The organism is Paraburkholderia jirisanensis (assembly GCF_054782355.1).
Genome location: NZ_BAAGSQ010000029.1, coordinates 482,211 through 504,663 on the forward strand (window position 1 = coordinate 482,211; position 22,453 = coordinate 504,663).

Annotated in this window: 21 protein-coding genes and 3 tRNA genes; 13 read left to right on the forward strand and 11 right to left on the reverse strand. The window is 61.7% G+C overall.

Features of this window, described 5'->3' with window-relative positions:
- Positions 1-71 precede the first annotated feature (71 nt).
- The 3 genes from ACYVNQ_RS27825 to ACYVNQ_RS27835 form a co-directional block, all read right to left on the reverse strand.
- Positions 72-1,190, reverse strand: coding sequence for a CaiB/BaiF CoA transferase family protein (locus tag ACYVNQ_RS27825; protein ID WP_460906917.1), 1,119 nt, complete (start codon positions 1,188-1,190; stop codon positions 72-74).
- 81 nt (positions 1,191-1,271) lie between these two features.
- Positions 1,272-2,117 carry an enoyl-CoA hydratase/isomerase family protein gene (locus ACYVNQ_RS27830; RefSeq protein ID WP_460906919.1) on the reverse strand — a complete coding sequence of 282 codons (846 nt, stop codon included), beginning with the start codon at positions 2,115-2,117 and terminating at the stop codon, positions 1,272-1,274.
- Positions 2,118-2,159: 42 nt separating this feature from the next.
- Positions 2,160-3,722: a class I adenylate-forming enzyme family protein gene (locus ACYVNQ_RS27835; RefSeq protein WP_460906921.1), complete on the reverse strand. Its 1,563-nt coding sequence runs from the start codon at positions 3,720-3,722 to the stop codon at positions 2,160-2,162.
- A 386-nt stretch (positions 3,723-4,108) separates the two neighbouring features.
- Between ACYVNQ_RS27835 and ACYVNQ_RS27840 the strand changes: the two genes are divergently transcribed.
- From ACYVNQ_RS27840 to ACYVNQ_RS27860, 5 genes are all read left to right on the forward strand, one after another.
- Complete coding sequence (locus ACYVNQ_RS27840) at positions 4,109-5,860, forward strand: phospholipase C (RefSeq protein ID WP_460906923.1); 1,752 nt, start codon at positions 4,109-4,111, stop codon at positions 5,858-5,860.
- Positions 5,861-5,982: 122 nt separating this feature from the next.
- Positions 5,983-7,530: a cytochrome-c peroxidase gene (locus ACYVNQ_RS27845; protein WP_460906925.1), complete on the forward strand. Its 1,548-nt coding sequence runs from the start codon at positions 5,983-5,985 to the stop codon at positions 7,528-7,530.
- Positions 7,527-8,297, forward strand: coding sequence for a response regulator (locus ACYVNQ_RS27850; RefSeq protein WP_460906927.1), 771 nt, complete (start codon positions 7,527-7,529; stop codon positions 8,295-8,297). The genes ACYVNQ_RS27845 and ACYVNQ_RS27850 overlap by 4 nt, the downstream gene beginning before the upstream one ends.
- 154 nt (positions 8,298-8,451) lie before the next feature.
- Entirely contained in the window at positions 8,452-8,748 is a 297-nt protein-coding gene (locus ACYVNQ_RS27855; RefSeq protein ID WP_460906929.1) for a hypothetical protein, read from the forward strand.
- Between the two features lie 25 nt (positions 8,749-8,773).
- Positions 8,774-9,226 (forward strand): helix-turn-helix domain-containing protein, encoded by a 453-nt coding sequence (locus ACYVNQ_RS27860; protein ID WP_460906931.1) that lies wholly within the window; start codon positions 8,774-8,776, stop codon positions 9,224-9,226.
- Positions 9,227-9,310: 84 nt separating this feature from the next.
- Here ACYVNQ_RS27860 and ACYVNQ_RS27865 read toward each other — a convergent pair.
- The 4 genes from ACYVNQ_RS27865 to rph all read right to left on the reverse strand — a co-directional run bounded on the left by ACYVNQ_RS27865 (position 9,311) and on the right by rph (position 12,041).
- Positions 9,311-9,400 (reverse strand) — tRNA-Ser (locus tag ACYVNQ_RS27865).
- Positions 9,401-9,452: 52 nt separating this feature from the next.
- On the reverse strand, positions 9,453-10,667 hold the full coding sequence (gene hemW / locus ACYVNQ_RS27870; RefSeq protein ID WP_460906933.1) for a radical SAM family heme chaperone HemW: 1,215 nt from the start codon (positions 10,665-10,667) through the stop codon (positions 9,453-9,455).
- On the reverse strand, positions 10,664-11,308 hold the full coding sequence (gene rdgB / locus ACYVNQ_RS27875) for an RdgB/HAM1 family non-canonical purine NTP pyrophosphatase (protein WP_460906935.1): 645 nt from the start codon (positions 11,306-11,308) through the stop codon (positions 10,664-10,666). Before rdgB ends, hemW begins: the two co-directional genes overlap by 4 nt.
- The gene (rph, locus tag ACYVNQ_RS27880) at positions 11,301-12,041 is read right to left on the reverse strand and encodes a ribonuclease PH (RefSeq protein WP_460906937.1); all 741 of its coding nucleotides are present in this window, start codon (positions 12,039-12,041) and stop codon (positions 11,301-11,303) included. Before rph ends, rdgB begins: the two co-directional genes overlap by 8 nt.
- A gap of 230 nt (positions 12,042-12,271) precedes the next feature.
- Here rph and ACYVNQ_RS27885 point away from each other — a divergent pair, with 230 nt between their 5' ends.
- From ACYVNQ_RS27885 to ACYVNQ_RS27905, 5 genes are all read left to right on the forward strand, one after another.
- Positions 12,272-13,195: a YicC/YloC family endoribonuclease gene (locus tag ACYVNQ_RS27885; protein ID WP_460906939.1), complete on the forward strand. Its 924-nt coding sequence runs from the start codon at positions 12,272-12,274 to the stop codon at positions 13,193-13,195.
- Between the two features lie 19 nt (positions 13,196-13,214).
- On the forward strand, positions 13,215-13,898 hold the full coding sequence (gene gmk / locus ACYVNQ_RS27890; protein ID WP_460906941.1) for a guanylate kinase: 684 nt from the start codon (positions 13,215-13,217) through the stop codon (positions 13,896-13,898).
- A gap of 59 nt (positions 13,899-13,957) precedes the next feature.
- A complete protein-coding gene (gene rpoZ / locus ACYVNQ_RS27895; protein ID WP_114176401.1) occupies positions 13,958-14,161 on the forward strand; it encodes a DNA-directed RNA polymerase subunit omega in 204 nt (67 codons plus the stop codon).
- A gap of 113 nt (positions 14,162-14,274) precedes the next feature.
- Entirely contained in the window at positions 14,275-16,653 is a 2,379-nt protein-coding gene (locus ACYVNQ_RS27900; protein ID WP_460906943.1) for a RelA/SpoT family protein, read from the forward strand.
- Between the two features lie 120 nt (positions 16,654-16,773).
- Positions 16,774-17,271 carry a phage protein NinX family protein gene (locus ACYVNQ_RS27905; protein WP_460906945.1) on the forward strand — a complete coding sequence of 166 codons (498 nt, stop codon included), beginning with the start codon at positions 16,774-16,776 and terminating at the stop codon, positions 17,269-17,271.
- Positions 17,272-17,362: 91 nt separating this feature from the next.
- Here the strand turns inward: ACYVNQ_RS27905 and ACYVNQ_RS27910 are convergent.
- Positions 17,363-17,439 (reverse strand) — tRNA-Arg (locus tag ACYVNQ_RS27910).
- A gap of 79 nt (positions 17,440-17,518) precedes the next feature.
- A tRNA-Arg gene (locus ACYVNQ_RS27915) sits at positions 17,519-17,595 on the reverse strand.
- A 168-nt stretch (positions 17,596-17,763) separates the two neighbouring features.
- Between ACYVNQ_RS27915 and greB the strand changes: the two genes are divergently transcribed.
- The gene (greB, locus tag ACYVNQ_RS27920) at positions 17,764-18,336 is read left to right on the forward strand and encodes a transcription elongation factor GreB (RefSeq protein ID WP_460906947.1); all 573 of its coding nucleotides are present in this window, start codon (positions 17,764-17,766) and stop codon (positions 18,334-18,336) included.
- A gap of 130 nt (positions 18,337-18,466) precedes the next feature.
- Here the strand turns inward: greB and ACYVNQ_RS27925 are convergent, their stop codons facing one another.
- On the reverse strand, positions 18,467-19,612 hold the full coding sequence (locus ACYVNQ_RS27925) for a porin (RefSeq protein ID WP_460906949.1): 1,146 nt from the start codon (positions 19,610-19,612) through the stop codon (positions 18,467-18,469).
- 535 nt (positions 19,613-20,147) lie between these two features.
- Positions 20,148-20,387: a hypothetical protein gene (locus ACYVNQ_RS27930; RefSeq protein ID WP_460906951.1), complete on the reverse strand. Its 240-nt coding sequence runs from the start codon at positions 20,385-20,387 to the stop codon at positions 20,148-20,150.
- Between the two features lie 338 nt (positions 20,388-20,725).
- On the opposite strand from ACYVNQ_RS27930, the gene ACYVNQ_RS27935 reads away from it, so the two are divergent.
- Complete coding sequence (locus tag ACYVNQ_RS27935) at positions 20,726-20,929, forward strand: cold-shock protein (RefSeq protein WP_299634936.1); 204 nt, start codon at positions 20,726-20,728, stop codon at positions 20,927-20,929.
- A gap of 328 nt (positions 20,930-21,257) precedes the next feature.
- Entirely contained in the window at positions 21,258-22,448 is a 1,191-nt protein-coding gene (locus ACYVNQ_RS27940; protein ID WP_460906953.1) for an exonuclease domain-containing protein, read from the forward strand.
- Positions 22,449-22,453: the final 5 nt, after the last annotated feature.

Sequence of the window (22,453 nt, forward strand, 5' to 3'; positions counted from 1 at the left end):
CTCGTTGAATTGTATCGGTGGTTGGGCGAAGCTGCTGGCGCGCCGGCGCCTGTCGAGGCCTGCGCCGCGTGCTATGCGTCGTTGCGCACTGCGGTAATCAACGCCGTATGCTCGCCGAGCTTCGGCACCCGCAGCACGGGCCGCCCCGGCTCGCGAGCGAAACGGATTGGTGTGTTCAGATGACGATGTCCTTCAGCATCGATCAGAAGCATGCCGCGTGCCTCGACGTGCGGATGACGCATCGCATCGCGGTAGCTGAGCACCGGCATCGCAGGAATACCGTGTGATTGCAGCCAGTCGAGCCAGTGGTCGAGGCGCCGCGTGCGAAAGCTTGTCGCGAGAAAATCGCGCAGCGGGTTTTGTGCGTCGCCGGGTTGACCCAGCGCGACATCGAGCAGGTCCGTGCGCTGCAGTGCGTCGAGCAGTGGCCGCGCGAAGCGCGCTTCGCCTGCGCCGAGACACAGCCACGCGTCGTCCGCAGTCTGGTACGGCTCGAGCATTGCGTAGCCGAGCGTCAGATCGCGCGCCGCGGCCTCGTCCGGTGCCGGGCTCGAAAGCGCATCGAACGCCGCATTCGGCCGCGTGCTCAGCGCGATGTCATGCATCGACAGATCGAGATGGTCGCCCACGCCGGTCTCGCGGGCCGCGATCAGCGCCATCAGGATGCCGGCCAGCGCACTGTGCGCGGTGCACCACGATGCGATCGACACCGTGGAAATCACCGGCCTGCCTGCGCGATCGCGCGGCATGATGCCGGCCAGCGCCTGCACCGCGGGATCGTGCGCGGCGGTGTCGCGCAATGGCCCGTGCTGGCCGAACGCGCTGATCGAACAGTAGACCAGACGTGGACTGAGCGCATGCGCGCTGGCCGCGTCGATACCGAGGCGCGCGGTCACGCCCGGGCTGAACGATTCGACCAGCACGTCGGCGGTGGCGATCAACTCGCGTGCCGCGTCGCGGTCGCGTTGCTGTTTCAGATCGAGCACGATGCTCTGCTTGCCGCGATTGAGCACCGCGAACGAATCGCCGGCGTTTTGCGTGGCGCGGCTGCGGCGCCCTGCGCGGGTTGGGTCGCCTTCGGGGGCTTCGATCTTGATCACTTCTGCGCCGTGGTCCGCCATGATCGACGAGACCAGCGGGCCGGCCATGAAGCGGGAGAAATCCAGAACGCGGATGCCGGACAGTTTCAACGCGATGCCTCTGCAACGAAGTGATAAGGAAGCCAGCTGCGCCCGCTGCGGGCGGCTGGCCCGATGGCTTCTGCTGGACGCCTAGCGGCCGGTGAACTTCGGCGGGCGCTTTTCGAGGAACGAACGCACGCCTTCGGTCGAATCGGCAGTGCCGACCAGCGACGATTGCGCGAGACGCTCGATCATCCGGCCGGTTTCGGTATCGACGTTCTGGCACGTGTTGGTTACGTGCTTGCCGATGCCGACTGCCTGCGGCGCACCGCGCATCAACAGCCGCGCGAATTCGAATACCTTCGTTTCGAGCTCGTCGTGTGCCACCACGCGGCGCACGAAGCCCATTTCGCGGATTTCGTCGGCGTCGACGGTGCGGCCGGTCATCACGAGGTCTTTGACGTTTTCGATGCCGATCATCTGGATCATCCGCGAGCACGCGCCGGAGGCCGGGATCACGCCGATGAAGATTTCCGGCAACAGGAAGGTCGCCTCCTTCGATGCAAAGCGGAAGTCGCACGACGCCGCCATTTCGATGCCGCCGCCCGCGCAGATGCCATTGATCGCCGCGATCACCGGTTTCTCGATCGCTTCGAAATCGTTCAGCATGTCGTGATTGGCGCGCACGTAAGCGCGATATTGCGGCAGCGGCATGCCGCGCTCGCCTTGCAGTTCCTTCACGTCGCGTCCGGCGCTAAAGCCTCGGCCCGCGCCGGTCAGCACGATCACGCGCACGCTATCGTCATAGTTCAGGCGCCACATCGCGGCGCGGATTTCGCCGATCATCGCCGAGTTGAACGCGTTCAGCTTGTCAGGGCGATTCAGCTTCATTACGGCGATACCTTCTTCCGGCATCGTGATTTCGATCGTTTCGAATGCGTCTTTTTCGATGAGGTAGCCGCGCGGACCGGCGGTGCGGTTCAATGTCCACTGCATGGTGTCTCCTGTGAGATAGAAAGTAGAGGCGCAAACGCCCGCTCAGGGCTTGCGCACGGCGAGGCTGTCGCGCAGCTCGCGCTTCAGGATCTTGCCGACGCTGTTCATCGGGAACGAGGTGACGAAGTGCACGGCCTTCGGCGCCTTGTAGCCGGCCAGTTGTTGCCGCGAAAAGCGGATCAGGTCGGCTTCGGAAACCTGCTGGCCGTCGCGCAGTTCGACCACCGCGGTGACCTGTTCGCCCCATTCTTCGCTGGGCAGGCCGATCACGGCGGCGGTTTTCACCGCGGGATGCTCGGCCAGCACCGCTTCGACTTCCGCCGACGACACGTTCATGCCACCCGTCACGACCATGTCCTTCGCGCGGTCGACGGCGAACAGATAGCCGTCGTCGTCGAGATAGCCGACGTCGCCGGTGTAGACCCATTCGCCGCGCAGCGTTTTCGCGGTGTCGTCGGCGCGATTCAGGTAGCCGGAGAAGTTGCTCGGCGAGCGCACTGTGATCTCGCCGGCTTCGTTGGCGGGCAGCGGCGTGCCGTCCTGCAGGCTGCGGATGCAGATTTCCGCGTAGCGCGCCGGACGGCCGACCGACGCCAGCCGGCGGGCCGCCAGTTCGTTGCCGCTGGTGGCCGCGCGATGATCGTCAGGCAGCAGATACGACACGAGGCCGCCCATTTCGCCGCCGCCAAAGCCTTGATAGAAATCGCACGAGAAGCGCTCGAGTACGCGGCGGATCGTGCCGGCCGGCATCTTCGAGCCGGTGTAGCCGATCAGCTTCAACGAATCGATGCGGTACGTGTCTTTGGTCAGTTCGTCGGCGAGGCGGCTGAGCATGGTCGGCACCCCGCACGTATGGGTGACGCCGTGTCGCTCGATGTTGCGCAGCGCGGCCGGCGGGCTGAACTCGGGCAGCATCACGTTGCCCACGCCGAGGCGCGCGGCGGCGAGCGCCATCCAGATGCCGGCGCCGGAAAACAGCGGCAGCATCTGCAGAAACGGACCGTGGTTCGGCACGTCGATTTGCGCGAGAAAGTTGTCGATGCTCGACAGAATCTGGCGGTGCGTGCCGAGGCAACCCTTCGGCGCCGCGGTGGTGCCGCTGGTGTAGCGGATCATCCGGATATCGTCGGGATCGATCGATACGTCGGGGTGGTGCGGCGAACCGTTCGCCAGCAGCTCGCCGTAGGCGAGCCAGCCCGCTTGCAGCGCGTGGTCGCCGCGCACGATGATCTGGATGCCGGGGCGGGTGATGATGGCCTGCAGGCGCTCGACGAATTCCGCGTCGACCACGATGGCCGCAGGTTGCGAGTCGTCGAGCAACACGCCGATTTCCGCAGCCGTCAATCCATAGTTGACAGGGATGGCCAGCAAGCCCGCTTTCGATAGCGCGAAAATCGCTTCGATGGCGGCCGCGCCGTTGCGGATGATGGTTGCGATGCGCATACCTTTGTGCAGGCCGAGCGTGGCCAGCGCATTGGCAAGCTGGCTGGTGTGCGTATCGAGCTGCTGCCACGTGATGCTGCGTTCGCCTTCGATGAGCGCGGTCTTGTCAGGGATTAACTCTGCATTGCGAATAACCAGATCGCCCACTCGCGGATGGGTCATGGTGCTATCTCCTTCATTGGACTCTGCTGATAACCAGGGCTTTATGTTATATCCGACGGTATATAACGAGAATCAAATTATTCGTGTGGGTTGATCGGGTTCGGCGAACAATCGTCCGGCGGCGCTGGAGACCTTGCGCATGCGATGCGGGTTAGCGATGGCGTCGTTCTTCGCGCGATTGATGTCTTAACTTAAGGTTTTATTTCCGGAACATCTCATTCCGGTAACTGAATCAATCTTTTTATATTTCAGAAAGCCCTGGGCATATTCCAGAAAAAATAACTGTCATGCATAAGGAATATAAGGCTGGCATTCTCGCCGCTGCTTGCCTCCCAGTATGCCGGCTGTTTTAAAGCCCGCCATTCGAAATAAAAGGATTGGTTTAAATGAAATACAACCTGTTCGCCGGCGCGCTAGTCGGCGCGACGCTGCTGCTGTGCGGATGCAGCGGGTCCGATTCGTCCTCGAGCCCCACTGCATCCGGCTCGGGCACCCCTGCTTCTCCGCCGTCGACCAACCCGATGACGAGCGTCCAGGACGCTATTGCGACCGCCACGCCGATCAAGCATATCGTGATCATTTATCAGGAAAATGTCTCCTTCGATCACTACTTCGGCACGTATCCGGTGGCGGGCAATCCTGGCAGCCCACTCGAACTGCCGTTCATTGCCGCGAAGAATACGCCGGCTGTCAATAACCTGATCGAACCGAATTTCACGATCAAAAACAGCCCGCTATTGACGACGAATCCGAATTTGCTCAATACGCAAAACGGCGCGGGCGCGACCAATCCGTTTCGTCTCGATCGCACGCAAGCGCTGACGGCCGACCAGAGCCACGGTTACGGGAACGAGCAGGAAGCCTTCGATGCGGTCGCCGCGCCGCTCAACCCCGCGATGGATCTGTTCCCCAGATTCACGGGCAAAGCCGTGACGCTGTCGACCGGCACCGGACCGTTCTTTACGACCGGCCTCGTCGAGGGCTACTACGACGGCAACACGGTCACCGCGATGTGGAACTACGCACAAAGCTTTGCGATGAGCGACAACTTCTACGGCACGACTTTCGGTTCGTCGACGCAAGGCGCGATCAACCTCGTGTCCGGACAGACCAACGGCGTGGTCACGACGGCACCGACGGGCGCCGCGATGGATGACGGCACGAACACCAACACGTTCACGCTGATGAGCGACGTCGCGCCGACCGCCGACGTCTGCTCGGGCACCGGCACGACGGGCTCGATGACGAGCAAGAACATCGGCGACCTGCTGAACGCGTCCGGCATCACGTGGGGCTGGTTCCAGGGCGGCTTCGATCTGACCCAGACCAACGCGAACGGCACCACGGGTTGTGCGCGTTCGAGCTTCTCGCAAGAGGTGGGCGGCTATATCCCCGACTACGATCCGGAACACGCGCCGTTCCAGTACTACGCGTCGACGCGCAATCCGCAGCACACGCGGCCTTCGTCGCTGATGGCGATCGGCACGAACAACGACGGTGGCGCGAACCATAGCTACGACACCGACGACTTTTTCGCGGCCGTGCAGGCGGGCAACTTCCCGTCCGTCAGTTTTCTGAAGGCGCCGTCGTGGCAAAGCGGTCACTCGGCGACGTCGGATCCGCTGAGCGAGCAGACCTACCTCGTCAACACCGTGAACTTCCTCGAGCAGCAGCCGGACTGGAAGAACACCGTCGTGTTCATTACGTACGACGACTCCGATGGCTGGTACGACCATGTTCCGCATGTGATCAACCCGTCGAGCTCGGGCGCCGATGCGCTGAGCGGCCCGGGCACCTGCACGACCACCGTCGCCGGCGGTGCGACCACGCCGCTGCCCGGCGTCAACGGCTTGCCGGTGCAGGGACGCTGCGGCTACGGTCCGCGTTTGCCGCTGATTGCCATCTCGCCGTTCGCGAAGGCGAACTTCATCGATCACACGGTGGCCGACCAGACCTCGCTGATTCACTTCATCGAAGACAACTGGCTCAACGGGCAACGGCTCGGCCAGGGTTCGTACGATGCGCTGTCGGGGCCGCTGACGAACCTGCTCGACTTCACGCTGAATACGCCGACGCTGATTCTCGATCCGAACTCCGGCGCGTTGCCGGGCGCGCAGGCGGCGTTGACGGGAGGCTAGGCGCGGCGGCGCGCGGTAGCGGGTAAGGCGTCGGGCGCCCGCGCGACGCGCTCACTCGCTCGTTCGCTCGAGATGCAACTGACCCGGTACGCGCAACAACGGCAACCTGTCTGGCGGGAAATATGAAGGTATTGAGTTCGCGGTCCGACCTGGGGCTGTGCGCGACGCTTGCGGTGGTGACGCTCGCCGCGTTTGCGGCGGCCGTGTGGAGCGGCGATGGCAAGCCGCGTTTCGCTGCTTTGCATGGGCTGGCCTCGGGTGTCGTGCCCGGCGCCGCAGTTGGAGCGACAGCGGCACCGGCAGCGGCGCCGGTGCAATCTGGCGCAAACGCGTCGGGGGCGCTCGGCGGCCCACCCGGCGCGCGCGGCGCGATGCAAGTGTTAATGGCGCATCCATTCGCTGCGGTAACGGCGTCCGGCGTTCGCAACGCGTCCGCCGATTCGACGGATTCCGCCGCGCGCCGTCAGCCGCCACTCTCGGCCATGGCGCAACTCGGCAAGGAAATCTTTTTCGATCAACACCTGTCGGGTTCAGGCCGGATATCGTGCGCGTCCTGCCATAGTCCCGCCCATGCGTACGGTCCGCCCGATGGGCGTCCCGCGCGTTTCGGCGGCATCGGCATGAACCTCGAAGGCGCGCGGGCGGTGCCGTCGCTGCGCTATCTCGACCACAACCCGACGTTCACGATCGGTGTGCCGAACATCGTGCCTGACACCGATGCGCCCGACGTGCCGCCTGCCGCGGTCAGCGGCACGGTCGCCTCGGTGGCGAAAAGTGTGGCGCAGCAGGCCGCGGCAGTGGCGCCGGTGCCGCAAGGCGGTTTCGATTGGGACGGCCGCGCGAACACGCTGCAGGAGCAGGCGGTCGGTCCCTTGCTCGATCCGCGCGAAATGGCGAACCGCAATCTCGACGACGTGACCGGCAAGCTGCGCCATGCGCGCTACGCGAAGCGCTTCACCGATCTGTTCGGGCCCAATGTGTTCAGCAATCCCGGGCAGCTGATCGGCGAGGCGCTGTTCGCGCTTGGACGCTATCAGGCCGAAGACGTGTCGTTTCATCCATACGACAGCAAGTACGACGGGTATCTGGCGGGCAAGGTGCAGTTGAGCGCGCAGGAAATGCACGGGCTCAAGCTGTTCGAAGATCCGGCCAAAGGCAACTGTGCGGCGTGCCATATCGACAAGCCCTCACGCGATGGCGTGTTTCCCGCCGCCTTCACCGACTTTCAGTTCGAAGCGCTCGGCGTGCCGCGCAACCGGACGCTCGCGCTCAATCGCGACCCGCACCATTTCGACCTCGGGCTGTGCGGCCCGACGCGCGGCGATTACCGGAAACAGAAGAACTACTGTGGACTGTTCAAGACGCCGACGCTGCGCAACGTTGCGACGCGTCGGGTGTTTTTTCACAACGGCGTCTTTCATTCGCTGAACGACGTGCTGCATTGGTACGTGGAACGCGACACCGATCCGCGCAAGTGGTACCCGGTAAACCGTCGCGGGGTGGTGAACAAATACGACGATCTGCCGCCGCAGTATCGCGCGAATATCGATGTCGTCGATGCGCCGTTCGATCGCAAGGCGGGGCAGGCGCCCGCATTGAACGACGCGGAAATCGCCGATGTGATTGCGTTTCTAGGCACCCTGACTGACGGTTACCGGCCCACGCCATGAGCAATTCGATGGTCCGCGGCCGCGTGTCGAACCACAGTGCGTGCTGCACCAAAAAGGAAATTCTGATTGTCGACGCGGATCTGTGCGTCTGCGAGATGCTGTGGGTGCAATTGCAACAGGCTGGCTATCAGCCTTGCGTTGCGCCTACGGCGCAGCATGCGGCCGGGATGATCGCGTCGCGCTTGCCGCACGCGCTGATCGTCGACTGGTCGTTGCCCGACAGTTCAGGGCTGTCGTTGCTGATCGATTTGCGTGCGCAGTGCCGCACTGAGCGTTTGCCGGTGATCATGCTGGGCGCACGCGACGACGAAGACGATTGCGTGCGTGCGCTCGACGCTGGTGCCGACGATTTCGTCTGCAAGCCGTTTTCGTCGCGCGAGTTGATCTTGCGCTTGCGTGTGCTGCTACGGCCGATGCTGCAGCGTCAGGCGTGCACGCGCATTTCGATGATGGGATTGACGCTGGACTTTGCTGCGATGCGTGTTGGGAGCAGCGCGGACTTCGGCGACACGGGATTGCCGTTGAGTGCGTTCGAATGCCAGTTGCTGCATTTCTTTCTGACTCACGGTCAGCGCGTGTACAGCCGCAAGGAAATCATCCACGCATTGTGTGGGACGCAGGCGGGTCACGACGAGCGTAGCGTCGATCTGCACGTGTGCTATCTGAGGAAGGCGCTGCGGGCGCTCGGGCGCGGCTCGGTGATTGAGACGGTGCGCGGGCGTGGGTATCGGTTGAACGACAGGGTTGAGCCTCTGGCGGCTCATTGACCGGGCGCGTTGCCGACACATCCTGAGCCCGGCCGGGCCCGTGCTTCGGGTCGATGACGAGGCTCTGCCGGTCCCCAATTGACGAAATTTCGGTTGTGCGCCGGACCGCCTTAATCTATACTTTTTATAGATTCAGCGGAGGGATGGTGGCTAATTGGCAACGACAAACAAGCAATGGGAGGCGCTCATTCATGAGCTCGCCCAGAACACGGTCAAAATTTATTTCTCCACGCAGGTACTAGCACAGATGGCCAAGCGCGCAATCTCAATGCAGATGGCGCTTGAGACACTCAGGAAGGGACTCATTGTTCGGCCTCCGCAAGTTGACAAGAAGACTGGCGACATCAAATGTCGGTTAGAGCATTTTTGCGCCGGCGTGAACGTGAAAATTGTGGTTGCGGTATCGAACATCCACGCCACTAGCGGTGTAGTTGTCACAGCCTTCAAGTGACGGGCAAATAGACGGAGAGAAAGAGATGCATCAATTTACTGATGGCGGCCTAACCAATGTATGGCTGGTCAACGGCTATCAAGAGGTTGAGACGCCTTATGGTAAGGCGGTGTCCTATCACAACCTCGATGGCCTTATTAAAGCCATCTGCGAGGCTTTAACAGACAAGAAAACTCCGCTAACCGGGCCGGAGTTTAGATATCTCCGTCAGGCATTGTGCCTGTCACAAGCTTCCCTCGGGCAGCTGCTGGAGAAGACCAATCAAGCTATCGCAAAATGGGAAAAGTCGGGTGACCCTGTTCCCAGAACGGCAGACATTACTCTTAGGGTGCTTTATAAGCAGCACGCCGATGGTAATGAAAAGATCAAAAACCTTGTGACAGCCCTTAATGTCACAGAGCAGGCTCTGAACATCGTGATGAAAGACACAGGTAAAGGGTGGAAGCAGGAAGAGACGGAACGGTTGCTGCAGGCTTGAGCGAGTGGCCTGGAAGTGAGTTTGGTGAATTCTTTGGCGGGTAGAAATGAAAACGGGCCGAGAGGCCCGTATTCATTTATGTTCTGGCGGAGGGCGTGGGATTCGAACCCACGAAGGCCGTAAAGCCTTGCCGGTTTTCAAGACCGGTGCATTCAACCGCTCTGCCAGCCCTCCGAGCCCGAAATTGTAACCCGAAACGCGATCGCGACGTCCGCGCGGCGCGCGTTTATTGCGGGTCTTTCAGAAACAGCGCCTGCAGATCGTTAAGAAACGCCTGGCCGAGCGGCGTCGGCGCGATCTTCTCGTGGTCGCGCGTGATCAGCTTGCGCCGTTCCGCCTCTTGCAAGGCCGGTTCGATCGACGTCATCGACAAGCCGGTGCGCTCGATGAAACGATGCACCGGAAACCCCTCCACCAGCCGCAGCGCGTTCAGCATGAACTCGAACGGCAGGTCGCGTGTGCTCACCTCGTGTTCTTCCTGCACCGGTCGGCCGGCCTTCGCTTCGTCGATGAAGGTGGTCGGGTGCTTGTAGCGTACCTGCCGCACGATCCGGGTCGGAAACGACAGCTTGGTATGCGCGCCCGCTCCGATGCCGAGGTAATCGCCGAAGCGCCAGTAGTTCAGGTTGTGCTTGCTCTGCCGATGCGGCTTCGCATACGCGGACACCTCATAGCGCTCGTAACCTGCCGCAGCCGTGCGTTCCTGAAGCCAGTCCTGCATGTCGGCGGATGCGTCGTCGTCGGGCAGCGCTGGCGGAAACTTCGCGAACAGCGTGTTCGGCTCGAGCGTCAGGTGGTACAGCGACAGGTGCGGCGGCGCGAACGACAGCGCCGTTTCCACATCGGCCTGACATTGCGCGAGCGTCTGTTGCGGCAGCGCGTACATCAGGTCGAGATTGAAATTGTCGAAGGTGCGCGCGGCGATTTCGACCGCCTGCCGTGCCTGCGTCGCGTCGTGGATGCGGCCGAGCGCTTTCAGATGCGCTTCGTTGAAACTCTGGATGCCCACCGATAGCCGGTTCACGCCGCTATCGCGAAACTGCGCGAACTTCGCGGCCTCGAAGGTGCCGGGGTTCGCTTCCATCGTGATCTCGGCATCGGCGTCGAGCGGCAGCAGCGCGCGCACGTCGGACAGCAGCCGGTCGAGCCCGCCCGCCGACAGCAGACTCGGCGTGCCGCCGCCGATAAACACCGTATGCACCTGGCGGCCCCACACAAGCGGCAGCGCCTGTTCGAGATCGGCGCGCAATGCATCGAGATAATCGGTTTCGGGAAACGCGTCGCCTTTCCACTCGTGCGAGTTGAAGTCGCAATACGGACACTTGCGCACGCACCACGGGAAATGCACGTACAGCGCGAGCGGCGGCAGCGAGGTCAGCCGGATGCTGCCGGGCGCCGTGAAGGCCCGAATCACGCCGCCGCTGGAAAGGGCCGGGCTCACGCTTCCTCCTTGAGCCGCGCGAGCAGATGCCGCAGTGCGATCGCGCGGTGGCTGGTGGCGTTTTTCACTGCCGGCTCCATCTCGCCCGCCGTCGCGTTGAGCGCCGGGATGAAGAAGTACGGGTCGTAGCCAAAGCCGTGCGTGCCGCGCGGCGTATCGACGATTTCGCCTTGCCAGCGGCCTTCCGCGATCAGCGGTTCCGGATCGTCGGCGTAACGCACCAGCGCGAGCACGCAGTAGTAGTACGCGCGCCGGTCGGTCGCGCCGCGCAGTTCGGCGATCAGCCGCGCGTTGTTCGCGGCGTCGCTCTTCTCGCCGCCGGCGAGCTGCGCGTAGCGCGCCGAATAGACGCCCGGCGCGCCGCGCAGCGCGCGCACGCACAGGCCGGAATCGTCGGCGAGCGCGGGCAGGCCGGTGAGCTTCGCCGCATGGCGCGCTTTCGTCAGCGCGTTTTCGACAAAGGTCGGATGCGGCTCCTCGGCTTCCGGCACGTTCAACTTACCTTGTGGGATCAGTTCGATGCCCGCCGCGCCGAGCAGCGCTGCAAATTCGCGCAGCTTGCCGGCGTTGTTCGACGCCAGTACCACCTTGCCGGCCGACAGCTTCACTGCGCTGTCGCCCCCGTTATTGCTGTTACTCACCCTTCAGCTCCAAAGCTTCCTTCTGCCGCTCGATCAGCGCCTCGATACCGGTTTGCGCGAGGTCGAGCAGCGCGTTCATCTCGCTGCGCGAAAACGGCTCGCCCTCCGCCGTGCCCTGGATTTCGACGAAGCCGCCGTCACCGGTCATCACGACGTTCATATCGGTATCGCATTGCGAATCTTCGTCGTAGTCGAGGTCGAGCACCGGCAGCCCGTCGAACATGCCGACCGAAACCGCCGCCACATAGTCGGTGATCGGCGAGCTCTCGATGCGGCCGGTGGCGAGCAGCTTCGCGATCGCATCGTGCGCGGCGACGAACGCGCCGGTGATGCTCGCGGTGCGCGTGCCGCCGTCCGCCTGGATCACGTCGCAATCGATATGCAGCGTGCGCGGGCCGAGCTTCTCGAGATCGAACACCGAGCGCAGCGCGCGGCCGATCAGCCGCTGGATTTCCTGGGTGCGGCCGGTCTGCTTGCCGCGCGCGGCCTCGCGGTCGCTGCGGGTGTGGGTGGCGCGCGGCAGCATGCCGTATTCGGCGGTCAGCCAGCCTTGCCCGCGGTCGCGCAGGAAGGACGGCACCTGCTCGGCAATGCTGGCCGTGCAGATGACCTTCGTATCGCCGAATTCGACCAGCACGGAGCCTTCCGCGTGCTTCGTGTAATGGCGCGTGATGCGCACTTCGCGTAGCTGGTCGGCGCGTCGGCCGCTGGGACGGGTCGTGGTGTCGTTCATCGTGGTGTCTGGGTGCCGTGGTGGTGGTCGGAGATCGGGGGAGGAGGGTGCTGCTGCCAACCCGGATTTTACCGCCGATCCTGTCGCCGGCCCGCAACGCGTCTGGCGCGGGCCTTTCCGCCAAAAATGGGATAATGCGCGTTCCCCGCCCCGCGTCTCGTACACGCCGGGCGATCGGTATCCACGGGCACGTGCGAGCTAGCGCACATGCCCCCATCGCGAGACGAACGATGATCTACAGCATGACAGGCTATGCGAGCGCCACGCGCGAACTCGCAGCGGCTTCGGGCAACGGCGGCGTAAGCGTGTCCGTCGAGCTGCGCACGGTGAACTCGCGCTTCCTCGACCTGAACTTCCGCATGCCCGAAGACGTACGCGTGTGCGAACCGACGCTGCGCGAAATGCTGATGACGAAGCTGTCGCGCGGCAAGGTCGACATCCGCGTCAACCTGCAGCGCAGCGAGCAGGCGGCCAACGCGGGTGCGTTGAACCGCGATGCGCTCGAACAGCTGGCGGTGCTCGAGCGCGCGGTGCTCGAGGCGTTCCCGCAGGCCGGCGCGCTGCGCACCGGCGAGATTCTGCGCTGGCCGGGCGTGCTGGCGGAAAGCGGCGTGTCGCCGGAAGTGTTGCGCGACGCGGTGCTCGAAAGCGGCAAGCAGGCGATTACCGAGCTGATCGACGTGCGCGCCCGTGAAGGCGCGCAACTGGCGACGATGCTGCTGGCCAACGTCACTGAAATGGAAGCGATCGTCACGAAGATCACGCCGCTGGTGCCGGAGCTGATCACGAGGCACCAGCAGAAGATCGTCGAGCGCTTGCAGGAAGCGCTGGGCATGGCGGCGCCGGATTCGGCCGCCACCATCGTGTCGCGCGAAGAAATCGCCGAGCGTATCCGTCAGGAAGTGACGATGTACGGTATTCGGATCGATATCGCCGAAGAGCTGTCGCGTCTCACCGCGCATCTGAACGAGACGCGTCATGTGATCCAGAAGGGCGGCAAGGTCGGCAAGCGGCTCGACTTCATGATGCAGGAGCTGAACCGCGAAGCGAATACGCTGGGTTCGAAGGCGGCCGCCAAGGAACTCGCCGATTCGTCGATGACGCTGAAGCTCCTGATCGAGCAGATGCGCGAACAAGTACAAAATCTGGAGTAACCGCAGGAGCACCACACGCATGATCGATCACACTCGCGAAAGCAACGCGCCGCGCAATCCGTACGCGGGCACTTATCCCGGCAATCTGTTTATGGTTGTCGCGCCGTCCGGCGCGGGCAAATCGACCCTCGTCAATGCGCTGCTCGCGCAGGATCCGGCGATCCGCCTGTCGATTTCGTACACGACGCGCCCGCCGCGTCCGAAAGAGCAGGACGGCGAGCATTACCATTTCACCAGCGTCGAGGATTTCGTCGCACGCCATACGGCCGGCGAGTTTCTCGAGAGCGCCGAAGTACACGGCAACTACTATGCGACGTCGCGCGTGTGGATCGAAGAGCAGATGAAAAGCGGCCATGACGTGCTGCTTGAAATCGACTGGCAGGGCGCGCAGCAGGTGAAGCGGCAATTTCACAATGCTGTTGAGATTTTCATTCTGCCGCCGTCGCTCGAAGCGCTCGAAGAGCGTTTGAAAAAGCGTGGCCAGGATGAGCCGAACGTCATCACACGGCGGCTGCTCGCAGCCGGTGGCGAGATGGGACATGCCGCCGAAGCCGAGTATGTGATGATCAACGAGAACTTCGATCGCGCGCTCGCCGAGCTGCAATGTCTGGTTGCCGCGACGCGTCTGCGTTTCGCATCGCAGTACGCACGACACACCAACCTGTTCTTCCAGTTGGGCATCCACCTGCCGCACGCGGGCTGATCGGGCGAGAGTTCGAGCACATCAGGTAGAATGAGCAACATACAAAGAGGAATTTCGCCATGGCCCGCATTACCGTCGAAGACTGTCTGAAACAGATTCCGAATCGTTTCGAGCTGGCGCTCGCCGCCACCTATCGCGCGCGTCAACTCGCACAAGGTCACACGCCCAAGATCGAAAGCCGCGACAAGCCCACCGTGATCGCGCTGCGCGAGATCGCGGCCGGCCAGGTCGGCGTCGAAATGCTGAAGAAGGTGCCGGTTTAATCGTCACGTAGTCCGGCAACTGGGTGTGCAGTGGTTGTTTGTCATGTAATTGAACCTGTGCGTGCGGAATCTGCGCACCGTGCAGGTTTATTCAAGCCGATCAGGAGGCGGATATGAGCACTCACCCATCGCCCTCCACGTCGGACGTCGAACCCCATGCAGACGATGCGAACGATACCGAGGCGCCTTCGTCCGCACGCAAATACATCGATGCGGTCCTCGAACAGTCGTTTCGCCATCTGTTCGGGCCGACCGCCACGCCGGAGCAGCCGCGCCGGCATGACGTCGTCTCGATCGCCAAGCTGACCGCTGCGTTATCTGCCTATCTTCCGCCGGAAGACATCAAAGGCATCAAGGCGGCGTTCCACTTCAGCGATGAAGCCCACCTCGGGCAATATCGTCAGAGCGGCGAACCCTACATCACGCATCCGGTTGCGGTCGCGGAAATCTGCGCGGCCTGGAAGCTCGACGCGCAGTCGGTGATGGCAGCGCTGCTGCATGACGTGATGGAAGACCAGGGCGTCAGAAAGGCCGAGCTCGCCGAGCGCTTCGGTGCGAAGGTCGCCGAACTGGTCGACGGCTTGTCCAAACTCGACAAGATGGAGTTTCGCAATCGCGAGGAAGCGCAGGCGGAAAACTTCCGCAAGATGCTGCTCGCGATGGCGCGCGACGTGCGCGTGATTCTCGTCAAGCTGGCCGACCGGCTGCATAACATGCGCACGCTCGGCGCCGTGCCGCCGGAGAAGCGCCGGCGCGTCGCGCGCGAGACGCTCGATATCTATGCGCCGATTGCGCATCGGCTCGGGCTGAACAATACGTATCGCGAGTTGCAGGATCTGAGCTTTGCGAACTTCAATCCGCATCGCTACGCCACGCTCGAAAAGGCCGTGAAGGCCGCGCGCGGCAATCGCCGTGAAGTGGTCGGCAAGATTCTGGAGTCGGTGCAGCGCGCGATCGTCGACGCGAAGATCGACGCTGAAGTTACCGGCCGCGAGAAAACCATCTTCAGTATCTACAAGAAGATGCGCGACAAGCAGTTGTCGTTCTCGCAGGTGCTCGATGTGTATGGCTTCCGTGTGGTCGTCGAGAGCGCGCTCGAATGCTATACCTGCATCGGCGCGCTGCATGCGCTGTATAAGCCCGTGCCGGGCAAGTTCAAGGACTACATCGCGATTCCGAAGGTCAACGGCTATCAGTCGCTGCATACGACGCTGGTCGGACCGTTCGGCGCGCCGATCGAGTTTCAGGTGCGCACGCGCAAGATGCATGAGATCGCCGAGGCTGGCGTCGCCGCGCACTGGTTGTACAAGAACGGTGCCGCGGATCTGAACGATGTGCAAAAGCGCGCGCATCAGTGGCTCAAGTCGCTGCTCGACATTCAAAGCGAAGTCGGCGATTCGAGCGAATTCCTCGAGCACGTGAAGATCGATCTGTTCCCGGATGCGGTCTACGTGTTTACGCCGAAGTCGCGCATCATGGCGCTGCCGCGCGGCGCCACCGCGCTCGATTTCGCGTATTCGATTCACAGCGATCTGGGTAACCAGTGCGTCGCGGTGAAGATCAACAATGAGCTGCTGCCGCTGCGTACCGAATTGAAGAGCGGCGATATCGTCGAAGTGATTACGGCGCCTTATTCGAAGCCGAATCCAGCGTGGCTCGGTTTTGTGCGCACCGGTAAGGCGCGTACCGCGATCCGCCATTATCTGAAGACGATGCGCCTGAATGAGTCGGTGCAGCTGGGCGAGCGGCTTGTCGATCAGTCGCTGAAGGGCTATGGGCTGGCGCTGTCCGATGTAACGCCGGAAGCGTGGGAAAAGCTCGTGCAGTGGACCGGTAACAAGAACCGCCAGGAAATCTTCGCCGACATCGGGCTCGGCCGGCGCGTGGCCGCGGTGATGGCCAAGCGCATTGAAGTGCTGATGACCGGCCATGACGGCGACGACGAGCACTCGCGTTCCGAGCACGGTACGTCGACTGCGCCGCCGGTCGTCATTACCGGTACCGAGGGGATGTCGGTGCAGCTGTCCGCGTGCTGCCGGCCGATTCCGGGCGACGACATCATGGGCTATATCGGCATCGGCCTCGGCATGGCGATCCACACCACCGATTGCCGCGTTGCGCAGCGTATTCATCGCCGCGATCCGGGCCGCTGGATCGACGTCGCATGGGCGCCGCAGCCGGGACGGTTGTTCGACGTCGCGGTGAAGGTGCTGGTGAAGAATACGAAGGGCGTATTCGCGCGTGTCGCGGCCGACATCACGTCCGCCGACGCAAACATCGTCCATATCGCAATGGACGAAGACCAGACTCAGGAATCGACGATGCTGCGCTTCGTGATTCAGGTCAGCGACCGGGTCCATCTGGCGAACGTGATGCGGCGCGTGCGCACCAATCTCGACGTGATGCGCATTGCGCGCGAACGGCCAAGCGAGGATGGACATCACCGGCACGACGGCGGCATGCGCATCGACCGCGAGCGCGCGGATTACTGACGCGGTGGGATCGGCCGGCAGCCGTCCCGCTGCCCGGTTCGCCTGACGTTGCTGGGTCCGTGGTTTGCTGAGCCGGTACTGACACAGATGAGCGTTCACCTGTTTGCGGGAGCGAATGCAATGAACGTAGCGGACTTGAACGGCCTCGCACTCGATTACTGGGTCGCGCGCGGCCTGCATGACTTCGTACGCGAGATCCATTTCACCGATAGCGGCCGCACGGTTTCGATTCGCGGCAACGATCACGGTCGCCCATGGGATGGGCGCTTCACGCCATCCACGTCGTGGGAGGCCGCGGCGGTCGTGCTCGAGCGGGCGCAAAGCCTCGAGATACGCGAGCGTGCACGTACCGGCGCGGCCTGGTGTGTCGCGCAGTTTCATGGCGATGAAGAGCGCAGCGTCGAGGCGCGCGGCGAATCGCTGCGGATCGCGTTGCTCAGGGCGTTCGTGACGAGCCGCTTCGGCGACACCGTCGACGATGTGCTGATGCAGTCTCAGGCGCTGTTCGGTACGCGTGCCGAGCCGGTTGGCGAGCAATCGACGGCACGAATGGTGAATGACCCGCCATCGCCGGACGCGAGGATCGGCGATATCAAATCAGTGGCGCGTTCCGGGTAGGGTGGTCGAACAAGGAGCGGCGCACTCAAGCGCGCATACGGGTGCACTAAAAACAAAAGGCCTTCCGTTTGTGCGGAAGGCCTTTCAAAGGTGGTGCGGCTGGCAGGATTCGAACCCACGACCCCTTGGTTCGTAGCCAAGTACTCTATCCATCTGAGCTACAGCCGCACGCAAAACCGGTACTACAGACAACTTATAAAACTGGGTCAAATGAAAGGGCCTTCCCGGAGGAAGGCCCTCGAATAAGTGGTGCGGCTGGCAGGATTCGAACCCACGACCCCTTGGTTCGTAGCCAAGTACTCTATCCATCTGAGCTACAGCCGCACGCAGAAACGAGATTATAGCAGAGCTGGAAGAAAAGGGAAGGGTCATTCGGCGATTTGTACGACTGCTGCAATCGTGTACCCTAGTTGTTTGATTTGAGGGCTGTGAGCGTGCCGCTGCCGCATGGGCGGCGTGCAGGCCACAGTTGCAGCTGTACGGCGGACGATCATGAATAAGGCTTTTGTCAAAGAATCAAACGAAGACGACGACGACCTCGACGTCGCACAACCCGACATTCCCGCAGGCACCAAGAACTACATCACGCCAGCCGGCCAGCGCCGGATGCGCAATGAGTTGCTGCATCTGATCGACGAAGCGCGGCCGGAAGTGGTCAAGCTGGTGTCGTGGGCCGCCTCGAACGGCGATCGTTCGGAGAACGGCGATTACATCTACGGCAAACGCAGGCTGCGCGAAATCGACCGGCGCATCCGCTTTCTGACGAAGCGGCTCGATCTGGCGGAAGTCGTGAACAGCAGCCGGCAGGAGAACACCGATCAGGTGTTCTTTGGCGCGACTGTCGAATATGCGAGCGCAGATGGCGTGTCGCATACGGTGACGATTGTCGGGGTCGACGAGGTCGATCTGGATCAGGGGCACGTCAGCTGGATTTCGCCGATCGCCCGTGCGTTGCTGAAGGCGAAGGTCGGCGATCAGGTGACGCTGCATACTCCGGCGGGGCCGGAGTCGATTGATGTGCTGGATGTGCGCTATCCGACGGCGGAACAGGAAGCTGCGGATTGATGGGCTTCGGCACGGCCAGGGACTTCTTGTTCTTTCTCTTCGAGTTGAAGCCGGTAAAAGCTAAACGGAACAGGCTAAACAAAAAAGGCGCCGCAAGCGGCGCCTTCAATACTGCGGATCCAGCTAAAGCTTAGAAGCGGTGACGCAGACCAGCCGTCACGGCGACCTGGTTGTCCGTTGCCGAAGCAGCGAGACCGTTGACGACCGGCTTGATGAGGCCGTTTTCGTTGGTCGTCACGTATTCAGCTTGCAGGTACACGTCCGTACGCTTCGACAGCGCGTAGTCCGTTTGCAGGTTGACCTGGTTCCAGTGCTCGCCTTGGCCCTGGATGTTCGCACGCGTGTACGTGTAGTTACCCGCGAGGCTCAGAGCCGGCGTCAGAGCATAGCGTGCGTTGCCTTCAAAGTTCTGGAAGTGAGCGCTTTGACCGCCGCCGACGGCCAGCGGATTGCTGTTGCCCGATGCGCCCGCGCCGATTGCGTTCAGCGAGTTCAGGTTGGTCTGCGTGTACACGACGCCGACGGTTGCCGGGCCGAACGTGTAGTTCGCACCTGCGCCCCACGTTTGCTGGCGACCAGCGAAGAACGTGTTGTCGCTGGCGATTGCGCCGCTCGAGTTGACGTTTGCGGCGTTGACGTTGCCGTTGTTGTTAACCTGCAAGTACGCTGCGGCGAGGTTGAAGCCCGAGAAGCTATACGATGCGCCCGCGCTGTACACGCGGTTGTTCGCGAAGCCGGCAGCCTGGTTCGAGAAGCCATACAACGCGCCGAACTTGAAGCCGGCGTAGTTGGCGCTCTGGTACTTGATCGCGTTGTTCACGCGGAACGAGTTGTTCAGGTTGTCGTTATCGAGCGGGTGGGCGAACTGCGTGCCGCCGTATTGCGTGCCCGTCAGAGCCAGCGGAGCGACGTAGTCGACCATGCTGTCATATTGACGGCCGAGGGTCACGGCGCCGAACTGGTCGCTTGCGAGACCGACGAAAGCCTGGCGGCCGAATTCACGACCACCTTGCTTGAGCGTGCCGTCGTTGATGCCGAAGCCGTTTTCCAACGTGAAGATTGCCTTCAGACCACCACCGAGGTCTTCAGCGCCGCGCAGACCCCAGCGGCTCCCGTTGATCGAACCGCTCGTTTCCTGCCAGTTGCTGTGGCCGTGCTGGTTGTTGGTATAGGTGATGCCGGCGTCGATCAAACCGTACAGCGTGACGCTGCTCTGCGCGTGAGCAGCAGTAGCAAAAACGCCCGTCAGGGCGGCGACCATGAGTGTCTTTTTCATCTTTGTAACTCCGAGAACAGGATGGGTTTTGGAAACCCAGGCTTGTAGAAAACAGTCACGCGAAACGCTGCGAGAGGCGAAGGTTCGCGTGGAAACGCGCGGTGCACCACACACGTTCGTTTTCCGAGTAGGCAAAGTGTAGAGATGCGGTCGGTTTGTGACCGTTCCAATTTCCGCAATAAAGTATTACGTGAAGGGAAATGATGGGGGCGACTCCCCGTCGCCTTACTGGCAAAGGCCTTACGGCGTGTCAGGGATGACCCTGGGGTCTGTGTCAGCGACGTTGCGTTGTGTAATTGCTACGGCTAATGATGCGCAAAAACAACAAATATCTTTGGCAAAGCCGGCGATTATTTCAAATTACGAAACGAATGTTTGCGATTTGTATAGCTAATCGTGCTGATGAGGCACGCTATACTGAAATTTCTGCTTTCCGAAGCAGACTTTTTCGTTGACGAAAAAGATCTCCAAACTTTGTCGGCGCGACTTCCCAGTCGCGCTTTTTTTTGTTTCTGCGGTTGCGAGCGGATGTGGCCTAGCGGCGCGACCTGACAGGAATCACGGGCGTCAATTCGAACCTGGGGGTGACGCTCCAATCTTCCATTACGTAATGTCGGGCGTCCATCGGGGAGGACAGCAGGTTTTGCCAGTGATCTCCGTGCCAGACAGGATCGACCTGGAATTCGGCGGGCGAGTCATGTTTCTTTTGTTCCGCCGATTTTTCTGATGAATGTGCGAAACGAGCTACAACGCGGTGAATAATATCTGACAGCATGACAGCCTCCCTGAAGCCACTGCTATTGGTCATCATCGGCGGCGGGCACTGGCATAACAACCCGTGGAAACACTTACCAAATTCACATTTAGTTACACATCGGTATATTTTTCTTGATATATCGATTGCCGGTAAAAAGCGCTGTCAATAATCAGTAAGTGCATCAACAACAGTACTTTTGTATGCGCTACGCATCCTTTGTTTGAATGCCTTGCTACGCTGGTAAACATGGCCTTGACGATTCAATCGCGCGCCCGTATAAATGCGAGGCCGATATCGCTGCGTTTGGATTCGGAGTTTGTATTACCTGTGTCAAAACAAATTTGAGGAAACTGTATATGGAAACCGGTATCGTGAAATGGTTTAACGATGCTAAGGGCTTTGGCTTTATCACTTCGGATGCGGGTGGCGACGATCTGTTCGCCCATTTCTCCGAAATCCGCTCGGAAGGGTTTAAATCGTTGAAAGAGAATCAGCGTGTCTCTTTCGAAGTCAAGACTGGCCCGAAGGGCAAGCAGGCGGCAAACATCCAGCCGCTGTAATCCGTAGGCGTCACCCTATAGTGAACGAAGCCCTCGCATGTCGAGGGCTTTTTATTGGAAGATGGCTGTTCAGTTTGAGGCGTTATCAGAAAGTGGCTTTTGGAAAGGCATTAATAAGAATAGATGAGAGGCGACATCGATTTCTTGGGACTGAGTCTAAAATAATCTGTTGATAAGTTCGGGCCATGTCGAATGACGCGCTGCGATCTAAGGGTCTGTCCATTTGATCTGATGTGTTCCGGTGCTCGGACGTCAAAGTCTCAAGCATGCGAGCGGAGCGATAGTGCATACTTGCCCCCAAACCGTCGCTCGAAGACTTTTCCTATTTATGTCTGAACTGTTCCTGTCGTCGTCCGCGGCGCTCGATGTACCTATCGTTTTCGTCGACCTTGAGACCACGGGCGGCATGGCCGGTCAAGACCGGATTACCGAGGTTGGGGTGGTCGAAATCGGACCTGCCGGCGTTTCCCGCTGGAGCACCCTGATCAACCCGCTGCGGCCGATCCCGCCATTCATCCAGCAACTGACCGGCATCACCGACGCGATGGTGGCGGGTGCGCCGACTTTCGACGTGGTTGCCGCGAGCCTCTATCAGCGGCTGAACGGCAAGCTGTTCGTTGCCCACAATGCAAGTTTCGACCGTTCCTTCTTGCGTGTCGAATTCCAGCGCGCCGGGTTGACGTTCAATCCCGACGTGCTTTGCACGGTTCGTTTGTCGAGAGCGCTGTTTCCGGCGGAAAAGCGCCACGGTCTCGATGCGCTGGTGGCGCGCCATGCGCTCGTGCCGTCCGACCGGCACCGTGCGCTCGCGGATGCCGACCTGATCTGGCAATTCTGGCAGCGCCTGCCTGCGCTGGTGCCGCTCGACGCGCTGCGCGCGCAAATCGACCGGACCATGCGGCGCTACCGGCTGGCCGGCGACATCACGGAGGATCTGGTCGATTCCGCGCCATCGGGCTGCGGTGTCTATGCGTTCTTCGACGAAAAAGATGCACCGCTGTACGTCGGGCGCAGCGTGCGTGTGCGCCAGCGGATTCGCGCGCATCTTACCGGTGAGCGGCGCTCGGCAAAGGACTTGCGGCTGGCGCAACAGGTGCGGCGCGTCGAGTGGCGCGCGACGGGCGGCGAAGTGGGTGCGCTGCTGGCTGAGGCGCAGTGGGTCGCAACGCTGCGTCCCACCCATAACCGGACACCGCGGGTCTCGCGCGCGGATCCGGTCGACGCGCCGTGGCCGTTTGCCGGTGCGATCGTATTTGACGAATGCGGCGACGAACCGGCTTCTCGCACGTTTCATGTGGTGCATCGCTGGTGTTATCTGGGCCACGCGCCGACGGCGGCCGAAGCGGCTGCGCTACTCGAGCGTGGCAGCGCGCCGCCGCCAGCATTCGAGCTGTCGACCTACCGTCTGCTGCAGACGCACCTCGCGCGCGGTTTGCGGGTGGCACCACTCGATGCACCCGTTACCGCGCCGCCCGGCGCGGTTGAAACCACCGAGACTGCCTCCGCGCATCAGGACTAGCCTGA

What these genes read in the sequence shown, in the direction of transcription:
- ACYVNQ_RS27830 (WP_460906919.1), bottom strand. Translation starts at nt 2,117, where the DNA reads ATGCAGTGGACATTGAACCGCACCGCCGGTCCGCGCGGCTACCTCATC.
- ACYVNQ_RS27835 (WP_460906921.1), bottom strand. Translation starts at nt 3,722, where the DNA reads ATGACCCATCCGCGAGTGGGCGATCTGGTTATTCGCAATGCAGAGTTA.
- ACYVNQ_RS27840 (WP_460906923.1), top strand. Translation starts at nt 4,109, where the DNA reads ATGAAATACAACCTGTTCGCCGGCGCGCTAGTCGGCGCGACGCTGCTG.
- ACYVNQ_RS27845 (WP_460906925.1), top strand. Translation starts at nt 5,983, where the DNA reads ATGAAGGTATTGAGTTCGCGGTCCGACCTGGGGCTGTGCGCGACGCTT.
- ACYVNQ_RS27850 (WP_460906927.1), top strand. Translation starts at nt 7,527, where the DNA reads ATGAGCAATTCGATGGTCCGCGGCCGCGTGTCGAACCACAGTGCGTGC.
- ACYVNQ_RS27860 (WP_460906931.1), top strand. Translation starts at nt 8,774, where the DNA reads ATGCATCAATTTACTGATGGCGGCCTAACCAATGTATGGCTGGTCAAC.
- rph (WP_460906937.1), bottom strand. Translation starts at nt 12,041, where the DNA reads ATGAACGACACCACGACCCGTCCCAGCGGCCGACGCGCCGACCAGCTA.
- ACYVNQ_RS27885 (WP_460906939.1), top strand. Translation starts at nt 12,272, where the DNA reads ATGATCTACAGCATGACAGGCTATGCGAGCGCCACGCGCGAACTCGCA.
- gmk (WP_460906941.1), top strand. Translation starts at nt 13,215, where the DNA reads ATGATCGATCACACTCGCGAAAGCAACGCGCCGCGCAATCCGTACGCG.
- rpoZ (WP_114176401.1), top strand. Translation starts at nt 13,958, where the DNA reads ATGGCCCGCATTACCGTCGAAGACTGTCTGAAACAGATTCCGAATCGT.
- ACYVNQ_RS27900 (WP_460906943.1), top strand. Translation starts at nt 14,275, where the DNA reads ATGAGCACTCACCCATCGCCCTCCACGTCGGACGTCGAACCCCATGCA.
- ACYVNQ_RS27905 (WP_460906945.1), top strand. Translation starts at nt 16,774, where the DNA reads ATGAACGTAGCGGACTTGAACGGCCTCGCACTCGATTACTGGGTCGCG.
- greB (WP_460906947.1), top strand. Translation starts at nt 17,764, where the DNA reads ATGAATAAGGCTTTTGTCAAAGAATCAAACGAAGACGACGACGACCTC.
- ACYVNQ_RS27925 (WP_460906949.1), bottom strand. Translation starts at nt 19,612, where the DNA reads ATGAAAAAGACACTCATGGTCGCCGCCCTGACGGGCGTTTTTGCTACT.
- ACYVNQ_RS27930 (WP_460906951.1), bottom strand. Translation starts at nt 20,387, where the DNA reads ATGCTGTCAGATATTATTCACCGCGTTGTAGCTCGTTTCGCACATTCA.
- ACYVNQ_RS27935 (WP_299634936.1), top strand. Translation starts at nt 20,726, where the DNA reads ATGGAAACCGGTATCGTGAAATGGTTTAACGATGCTAAGGGCTTTGGC.
- ACYVNQ_RS27940 (WP_460906953.1), top strand. Translation starts at nt 21,258, where the DNA reads ATGTCTGAACTGTTCCTGTCGTCGTCCGCGGCGCTCGATGTACCTATC.